Raw genomic sequence first — 8615 nt, forward strand, 5'->3', positions numbered from 1 at the left:
AAACAGGGCAAGCCGCCGAGGAGAGAGAAGCGGCCCGGCCCTATCTGTTGCCAATCATCGAGTGCAAGCGGCTCATTCCCGCCCCCTTAAGACAATGATTGGCACAACTATTCGAGAAATTTAAGTTTCTTCTTGTAACATATTGAAAGCATCTGCAGCTGCGAAAGTATTAATTTTCATTAACTAAGTTATTGCGGCGGACAGTTCTTCAATAAGATCATGAAGAGACTTTGATGCCCGCTTGAAACGGTCGATATCCTCCGCTTCCTGAGGATCGTAATTTGCTGTCGGCGGATGCATGAGTTCGAACGTTCCATCCATAACGCCTAATTTGTTCCGCATCTTGTGCTGCAGATCCCGCACACGCGCGACAGACAGCGTCGTGGGTGAGTCCAAATTTTTCGGCTGTTCCATCATGACACCATATAAATTTTTGCCGCAGATGATCGTCTGCTATTGATTGCACGATAGGGAAGGCATTTAAACGGGGGAAAATAAGCCCGCCGTTCGGCTTCATGCCGTTCGCATTGGATAGGGTAAAGACATGTCGCAGGTCGCAAGTGTCGGAAAGTCCACCCAAATACTCTATGCAGACGATGAGGATGATCTTCGAGTCGTCGTAACGCGTCTGTTGGCCCGCGTGCCTGATTTCGAGGTGCAGGACGTGAATAGTGGCGCAGCGCTGCTTGCACGGCTCGCCGATCCGGCCTGCAAGCCCGACGTCATTCTGCTCGATGTCATGATGCCCGGCCTTGATGGCCTGGAGACAGCCCGCCGGGTGCGGCGAACCGACCAGCAGACCCCGATCATCTTCTTCACCGCCAATGCCGAACTCACCGAGCAGTGGCGCGCCAGCGACGGGCCAATCCTGGGCACGCTCAAAAAACCCTTCGATCCCGACATGCTGGCGCTGGATATTTTGCGGATGCTCGGCCGCCAGCTGTCATCAGACCCAGCAGCGCCATTCCCTGAATGAAAGAAGAAGGCTTGTATCTGGCATTCAAGCGAGGAAAGCTGACCGATATGCCGTTTTTAGCGCCGTCAGAAGCCAGGCGCAGGTCAAGAGCCTCTAGCCCTTACCGCCTAGCGCGTCTTCCTGGCTCATCCGGCTCTTGCTGACCCGCCCCGCCAGATTTCTGATAACGCTCTCAAGATCGCGCAGATCGATCGGCTTATGCAGATAATGGTCAACCCCCATGGACAGGCTGAGCAGCTTGTCTTCGTCCGCCGTGCGCCCGGTGAGGATGATAATCCCCACTTGCGATGATGATCGAAGCCGGGCCGCAGCCATGATACCGTTCTCGCCCGGAAGATTTAGATCCAGAATCACGACATCGGGCGGATCAGCCCGCCAAACATTGTCTAGATCAGCCGTATTGGCAAAGGGAGCGACCTTCATCCCAGCGCCGGACAAGAACCGGCTCAATATATTTCTCAGATCATCGTCGTCTTCCACGATGCTGACTGAGACACTGTCTGGCATACTGGCTCCTATCAGCTTCCGATCACCCCCAGTCCCTCGCCAACCCCTTATTCCTCTTCAAATATTGTCAAAATTATCTTAAAATCAGAACGTTCGCTTTCGCATCATATCTGGCGACCACGCGCGGGATCTGCGCCCCCGATGGCTCGACGGCTGTCGGCTGGTTCATGAACATGCGAGCACCCGCTCGCAGAACACCTCAAGATTTTACGACCATGCGAATACGCTGGGCCAGCGTGATCGGATTGAAGGGTTTGATGATCACGTCCGCCGCGCCCAAATCCCGATAATTGGCGAGGTCCTTTTCCCGACCCATGGCAGTGATGAAGATAAAGGGCTTATCCTCAAGCCCGTAACTCACCTGCATGATCCGCATCAACTCGGGACCGCTCATTTTCGGCATCATCACATCGAGCAGAATAACATCGGGCCGCCAGTCATCGGCGTCCAGCAGGGTCAACACCTCCTCCGGGCTCGCCGCGGTCCGCATATCCATCCCGCGGTCGAGGGATATCGCAAGCTTCACAATGTGCCGGATATCGGCGTCGTCGTCCACGTATAGCAAGGCAAGGCGGGCCTGAGCGGTCATGACCGAAGCCTCGCATGGCGCTCTGCAATGACCCTGCGAATGGTCGCCTTGAGATCGGGCATCGAGGCGCGGGATTTCAGCAGGACAGCATCAACCGGACTGAGATCATCGAACCGCAAGTCCTGCGCGGAATAGATGATCGCCGGAATGGCGACGCCCTCCACCGTGAAGAGATCAGGGAGAAGATCGAGCCCGGTGCCATGCTCGAGATGATAATCGAGGATCACCAGATCAGGTTGTCGCCGGGCAAGCAGCAAGCGGGCCTGCTCAAGGGAGCGCGCCTTGAACATTTCGGCTTCCCCAGCGAGCGCCATTGCGGTCACGTCCAATGTATCCTGATCGTCATCGAGATGGAGAACGGTCGGACGCTCCGTCATATCGCGCGGAACACCCTCCGAAATTGCCGCTTTCAGCCGCCGGGCATCAATCGGCTTTTCGATCCAGTCGATGAGATCGAGCGACAGACGGGTCGTCGGTTCCTCCAGAGGCTGAGAGGACACCACCAGGATCGAGAGACTGTCCGGCCCTGCCCGCTGCCGCAGATCGCGGGCAATCTCAAAGGCGTTGGCATCTTCCAGCGCCATGTCCAGCAACAGCATTGTGTACTCGTGCGCGGCGATGGCATCGCGCGCGGCCATGGCGCTGGTGACGAGATGGCTTGCATAGCCCTCGCTCGCCAGGACGGACTGCAGGGACAGCCCCAGCTGCGGGTCGCTCTCGCAAATCAGGATGCGGGCCTCGACGTCCCCGCCGCCAGTGGGAATCTCGGACATTTTCGCCGGGAGCGAGAAGGCGAAGCGGGTGCCGCCAGTCGGTCGGTCCTCAAACCAGATCTTGCCGCCATGAAGACTGACGATCTCCTGCGCGATAGCGAGCCCGAGACCGGTGCCGGCAGTCCCCTCATGCTCGACGGCGCGCTCAAAACGGCCGAAAATTCGCGAACGAAATTCCGCGGCGATGCCTGGCCCTTCGTCGTCCACCTGCAGGATCGCCTCGCCATCCTGCCGCCCATGACGCACCGTGATCTGCACCCGCCCCTGCCCCGGCGTATATTTGAGCGCGTTGGATACGAGGTTGCCGATCACCTGCAGAATGCGGTCATCGTCGGCTTCGACGGTCACCGGCATATCGGGCACGTGACATGTCAGGACAGCGCCCCGCGACCGGGCGAGCCCGTCGAAATTCTCGCAGGCGCGCAGAGCGATATCGCGCAGGTCGGCAGGGGCCATCATCATCTGGAACCGCCCGGCTTCGATCCGATCGATATCGAGCATGTCATTGATCAGCCGGATCAGGCGGCGGCCGTTATTTTCCGCGATACCGACCAGTTCGCGCGCGCCTTCGGGCAGTTCGCCACCCGCTTCGGCGTTTAACAAGGACAAGGCGCCAATGATCGACGTGAGCGGCGTGCGCAGTTCATGGCTGACCGAGGAGATGAGGTCGTTTTTCTGCTGGTCGAGACGGCGGCGCTCGGTGATGTCGCGCAGGGACATCACGAGATGGTCTCCATCCGGCAAGCGCATGGTGCCCAGCGCGATATCGAACGGGATCATCTTGCCGCTGCGGTCGCGCACAAGTTGCTCATGGAAGAAGCTGACCTTCAACACGCCGTCGATCAGGCCGACCCGCTCGTGAAAGCTGCCGCTTCCCGGCGCGATATCGGTGACGACACTGATGTCACGACGATCGAGCTCGTGCCCCTCATAGCCCAGCGTGCGCGTGACGGCGGGATTGATCATCTCGATCGTCCCGCTTGGGTTGATGATGAGGATCGGATCGGCCGTGCCATTGAGGATTGCCTGATTGCGCTTGGCGGCATCGTAGCTCGCGAGCGCGATACGGTATTGCGCTTGCCGTTGCCGCCACAGCAACCAGAGCATGACGGCTAACACAATGCTTCCGATGGCAAGGATGATCCACATCGCCCGCTGAATGGTCGCGGATCGCGCCTGCACGGCCTGGACGCGCTGTGCGCCCGTGGCGATCTCGCGTTGCATTAACTGGCCCGCCAGTTGTTCGAACCGGGACATCAACCGCTGACCTTGGCCATCGCTGATCCGACCAAGCGCGACGGCAGTGCCCTGTGTGTCACGCAGATGGATCACCTCCTCCATCTCGGCGAATTTCGCATCTGCTGTCTGATCGAGGTCGGATAGCTTGGCTTGCTGAACGACGTCACCGCCATACGCGCCGTGCAGCTCGCGCAATAAACGGCGCGTCGCGCGCTCGCCCTCGACAAATCGGGCTCGGAGCGCTTCATCGCCACTGATCGCGTAGCCCCGCTGGCTTGTCTCAGCCGATCGCATGATCGACAGAAGGTCGCTGACTTGGTTTCTGCGGGTGTTGGATGCGATGGCTTCCACACGCAGCGTTTCCCAGCGGTCATATTCGCTCTGCAACCAGGTCAGCGTCGATGCCAGCATCAGGGGGATCATCAGCGCAGGCACCAGGAAGAGCCATGCAATGGGTCGGCGCGGTTGTAGCCGATTCATCCGGCCGCGCCCGAAGCCTTCCGGCACCGCGCCCTGCGGCGTCCCAAGAAGAGGTAGGCATGGCACATGTCCATCGTATCCGGAGACCTCCCGCTTAGCATTTCCTCTCCATTCTAGCTCTCAAGTCATGATGGTTGACCAAAGTAGCCTTGTCTAGAATAAGTGGCGGCTTAATTCTCTCCCACGCGAGGCAGACAAATTTAATCCCGCACCTGGCGGGAGAGAGATGAGCCGGTCCGCGGAAGAGATGTTTACCCTTAGTCATAGGAAGCGATAGTGCAGCTTGTCTTGAGACAGCCAAGCACGCAGCCTAGGAGCAAAGTATGGCTAGGCCTCCATTCAACCTTGTAAAAACGGCTCCCTGAAATCTGTTCTTTGCTCACCAAGCCGTCTCTTCGATGCTTCGACCCTAGTGAGGGACGCCGCCCTCCGTCTTCCTGTCGATCCGCGCCTCGCCGGCGAAGACATAGCCGGTGCCGCGCGCAGATCTTAGCGGGAATGACAGGCTCGCCGCTTCTTCCACCTTACGTCGGAGGCGCGACACGAGAACGTCAAGGCTGCGATTGTCAGGTCCGAGACGGGGCTTGCCGAGCACTTCATTCAGCATCTCCCGCGATCGTGCCTGGCCCGGCTCCTCAAGTAGCGACTGCAGCACCTGATACTCGGCGGACGAGAGATCGACCGCGCAGCCATTGGGCGCCGTCAGCAGCCAGGTACTGGGATCGAGGCTCCAGCCCGGCCGATTGCTCGCCATGACAGGCGCCTCGGTGATGACCGGCTTCGTGCCGACGCGGCGGCCGAGATTGCGGATAACGCTTTCGAGCTCCCGCAGATTGACCGGCTTGCTGAGATAATGATCGACACCCATGGAGAGCCCCAGGAGCCGATCCTCTTCGGCGGTACGTCCGGTGAGGATTACGAGGCCGACCATCGAGCGGGCGCGGAGACGAGCCGCTGCCATGAAGCCACTTTCGCCGGGCAGATTGACATCCAGAAGAATGACGTCGGGCGGCGTCGCCAGCCAGGCTTCGTCGAGGCTACTCGTATCGCCGAAACTCGTGACCTCCATCCCGACGCTCGTAAGGAAACGTTCGAGCAATATCCTCATGTCTGCATCGTCCTCAACAATGCTGACAATAAGCGGCTTGTCCATGTTCCGACCTCCTAACGTTTCCCGCACTAATCCGACACGGAGCGCCCTCTGGTCTGAGAGCCGGCCATCAGGAGGGAGACCGGGAAGACGTTGAAAAGATAAATGATCTTATTGCCATTTCTTTCCAAGAAAAAGTCACCCAGGTCAACGTCGCCTTGCTTTCAGAGCCGGCGGCGGAGCTGGGTTCATTGGCCTCGACTTGTCACCGGGCCGGGGGTGCGCAGGCTCTATTTGGCGAGCAGGTGCCTGAAGCGGGACTGGCGACCAGATGTTATCTGGTCGCCAGGAGCAATCGGCTTTGGGGATTTAAGACGATTGCCTCGTTCCATCAGGCTGCGACGAGTTCGTCTTCCTGGCTCCGTTCAAGCTCGTCTTCCGAGCGACCGGGACGGCGAACTACCAGATCGTTCCACCGCTGCAGCGAAAGAAGGTGGGCGTCGATCATCGCCACGGCGCCGCGCTTGACCAGATTTGCCAGTTGCTCATCGCCAAGTGCGTGCAGCTTCTCCTCGGAGATACCGTAGTAATCAGCGACAAGTTCCTGCTCGCCCGTCGGAGTGACGGACAGCGTGTGCTTGATTTCGAAAAGGTCGGCTTCGATCAACGCTTCAACGAACGCATGGGTGCGCTTGCGCTCGCCTTCGAACTCATTGAGAAACGCGATTGCATTCTTCGTGAATTCGGTAGGCTCACCAGCCTCGAAGAGAGCCTGGCCATCCTCGCCCTCACCGAAGCCCGGCGCCTCGCGGTCGATGCAGACCACGAACTGCTCTTCACCGGCACCGGCAAGCGTGAACGGATAGCGCCGCAAATATGCCGGAACATACGCGCCATTCTCGAAGCGTCCGTCCTTAACGAACATGTTCTGACCTTCCTTGAGGCCCATGATCGCCATCGGCGTCTTCTCCGGACCGCCGAACACAATCGGGTAATGCATCATTGCCTGAGCGAACTCGCCGACAAGCAGGGGCACGATGTGCACGCCTTCGGCCTTCGCAAAGGGAGCTTCCTGGGCGACGAACTTCAGGTTGCCATGGTCCTCCGAATGCAGCGCCTCGGGCTGACCATAGAGAAATTGCGAACCGGCAAGCTCAATGGTGTTCTTGGTGGTCTGGGTCATGATGTGGTCCTTGCAGTGTTGGGGTGTGGATTTCAGTGGGGTGTTGTTTGGGGTGTTGGATTTTCGGGGTTCAGAACGAGACGGTGGCGCGTGCCTGGATGCGCCAGTCGCCGGATTGGGTGCGCTGACCATCAGTCAGCGCCCAGGCGGAATTCACGCCGGCCGAGAAGTGACGGCCGATACGATAGTCAGTGCCGACACCGACTGATGCGACGGTATCGTTCGAGCGCAGCGCATGGTCGCGGCCGTAGGCGGCATCGACGAACAGGTAAGGCGAAACGAGATCGCGCTTGCCGGGAGCGAGGTTGAATGGCGGGAGCCGCAGTTCATTGCGCATTACCACGCCGGTGTCGAAGCTGCCGTCATCCGGAGTGTAGCCGCGGACGAGGCCATCGCCGCCCAAGCCGATCTGCGCGGCGAGGGGCACGGCCCTGCCGGCATATTGCGCGGACACTTGGCTTATCAGCGCGAAGTTGTGCGGGAGCCGCGCCTGAGCAGAGAGATCGAGCGTCGCATAGGCATATCGGTCCGACGTAACCCGTCCGTTGCTGATCTCGGTCAGGCGCTCGGCCGTATTTCGGCTGGTCACGCCGCCGGGGCTGACGTGGAGATTTAAAGCCGCGGACGCGCGACGCCCGTTTCCAAGCCAGCTCTTCGACCAGCCCACAAGGCCTTGCCAGAGGTCTGCAGATGTTTCGAGCGCGACCTGATTGCCGAACAAGACGACGCGCTGCTGGCTCTTGCCTTCGATGCCGATCAGCAAGTCCCCTGATCCAGCGGCCAGTCCCAGGTTGGACAGGGCCATGCGATAGCCCAGCGTTCCTTCCACGGTCCGCTGACGGACGGAGAAATTGGCGTCAACGACCTGGTTCGTCAAAGCGTCGCTCAGAGTGAGTTCCAGATTCTGCCGCGCGCCGGTGGGGATGTACAATCGGCCGCCATGCGCCCGGTAGCGCGGCTCACCGCGCAGGATACGCCCGCCCTGCGCCCAGAAATCTCGGCTTCCGGTCAACTGGTAGGACGCATAGCTTCCGGCGAGCGCAGGCAGTTCAACCATTCCGCCGACATAGAAGCGATCAGTCCCGGTCGAGCGCGAACCGGTGTTCGACCAGCCGCCATAAATCCGGAAAGGCCGGGTCACGTCCGCCGCCAGGGTGAGATCGGTCACGCCTTCCTGCCGCGAAGGTGCGAATTGAGCACCGACGGTAACGAACGGGTTTCGGCCGAGCCAGTCTAGATCCTCGGCGAGTTGATCCGCATCGACCGGTTCACCCGGAGACGTGCGAACCTGACTCTCGATCGCCCTCGCTCTGCGCCCGTCAGCGCCGCGGACAGCGACGTTGCCGGTCCGGAATTCCAGGACGCGGACCTGCAGAACGCCGGTCGTGATTTCCTGTTCGGGCGTCGAAAGGGAAATGAAGGGGCGCCCCGCTGCACGAGCCGCCCGTGCGATCTCCGCCTGAATTTCGGAAATCAGCTTCCGGCTGAGGGGCCGACCGATGAAGCGGGCGAGACGGCGATCCAGGCGCTTCTCCCCGAGCTGGGGAAGCTGGCCTGCATGTACGCCCGGCGTGACTGTGGCTGCGTCCGCAACGGCGTCGTCGCCATCAAGCAGAACGATCGCCTTCAGCGCCGCGCCAAATGGTGCATCATCTTGTGAGATCGACACGTTCGTATCGGCATCAATTGCCGCCTGCGACGGCGGCGGCGCAGGGGGCAAGTTCCGTTCGACTGCCGTTTGCGCATTCGCCACCGAGCTCAGCGCAACCAAGCCGCCA

The 8615-nt window shown here is 60.0% G+C and carries 9 protein-coding genes; 2 read left to right on the forward strand and 7 right to left on the reverse strand.

The genetic code is table 11. From position 1 onward, the window contains the following. Positions 1-183: 183 nt before the first annotated feature. A complete protein-coding gene (locus tag M2331_RS13565) occupies positions 184-417 on the reverse strand; it encodes a hypothetical protein (protein WP_184117274.1) in 234 nt (77 codons plus the stop codon). Positions 418-544: 127 nt separating this feature from the next. On the opposite strand from M2331_RS13565, the gene M2331_RS13570 reads away from it, so the two are divergent. Beyond that, positions 545-976 (forward strand): response regulator, encoded by a 432-nt coding sequence (locus tag M2331_RS13570; RefSeq protein WP_181560765.1) that lies wholly within the window; start codon positions 545-547, stop codon positions 974-976. A gap of 93 nt (positions 977-1069) precedes the next feature. Here the strand turns inward: M2331_RS13570 and M2331_RS13575 are convergent, their stop codons facing one another. The 6 genes from M2331_RS13575 to M2331_RS13600 form a co-directional block, all read right to left on the reverse strand. Next, a complete protein-coding gene (locus M2331_RS13575) occupies positions 1070-1483 on the reverse strand; it encodes a response regulator transcription factor (protein ID WP_181560766.1) in 414 nt (137 codons plus the stop codon). Positions 1484-1682: 199 nt separating this feature from the next. Beyond that, positions 1683-2072 carry a response regulator gene (locus M2331_RS13580; protein ID WP_181560767.1) on the reverse strand — a complete coding sequence of 130 codons (390 nt, stop codon included), beginning with the start codon at positions 2070-2072 and terminating at the stop codon, positions 1683-1685. Continuing rightward, positions 2069-4519, reverse strand: a complete 2451-nt coding sequence (locus tag M2331_RS13585) for an ATP-binding protein (RefSeq protein WP_264592402.1) — start codon at positions 4517-4519, stop codon at positions 2069-2071. Before M2331_RS13585 ends, M2331_RS13580 begins: the two co-directional genes overlap by 4 nt. 454 nt (positions 4520-4973) lie before the next feature. Beyond that, positions 4974-5717 (reverse strand): response regulator transcription factor, encoded by a 744-nt coding sequence (locus M2331_RS13590; RefSeq protein ID WP_181560769.1) that lies wholly within the window; start codon positions 5715-5717, stop codon positions 4974-4976. A gap of 328 nt (positions 5718-6045) precedes the next feature. Beyond that, positions 6046-6837: a SapC family protein gene (locus M2331_RS13595; protein WP_181560770.1), complete on the reverse strand. Its 792-nt coding sequence runs from the start codon at positions 6835-6837 to the stop codon at positions 6046-6048. Positions 6838-6907: 70 nt separating this feature from the next. Next, positions 6908-8005: a ShlB/FhaC/HecB family hemolysin secretion/activation protein gene (locus tag M2331_RS13600; protein ID WP_181560771.1), complete on the reverse strand. Its 1098-nt coding sequence runs from the start codon at positions 8003-8005 to the stop codon at positions 6908-6910. Between the two features lie 81 nt (positions 8006-8086). On the opposite strand from M2331_RS13600, the gene M2331_RS13605 reads away from it, so the two are divergent. Further along, positions 8087-8497, forward strand: coding sequence for a hypothetical protein (locus M2331_RS13605; RefSeq protein ID WP_181560772.1), 411 nt, complete (start codon positions 8087-8089; stop codon positions 8495-8497). Positions 8498-8615: the final 118 nt, after the last annotated feature.

The organism is Sphingobium sp. B10D7B, assembly GCF_025961955.1.
Taxonomy (GTDB): Bacteria; Pseudomonadota; Alphaproteobacteria; order Sphingomonadales; family Sphingomonadaceae; genus Sphingobium.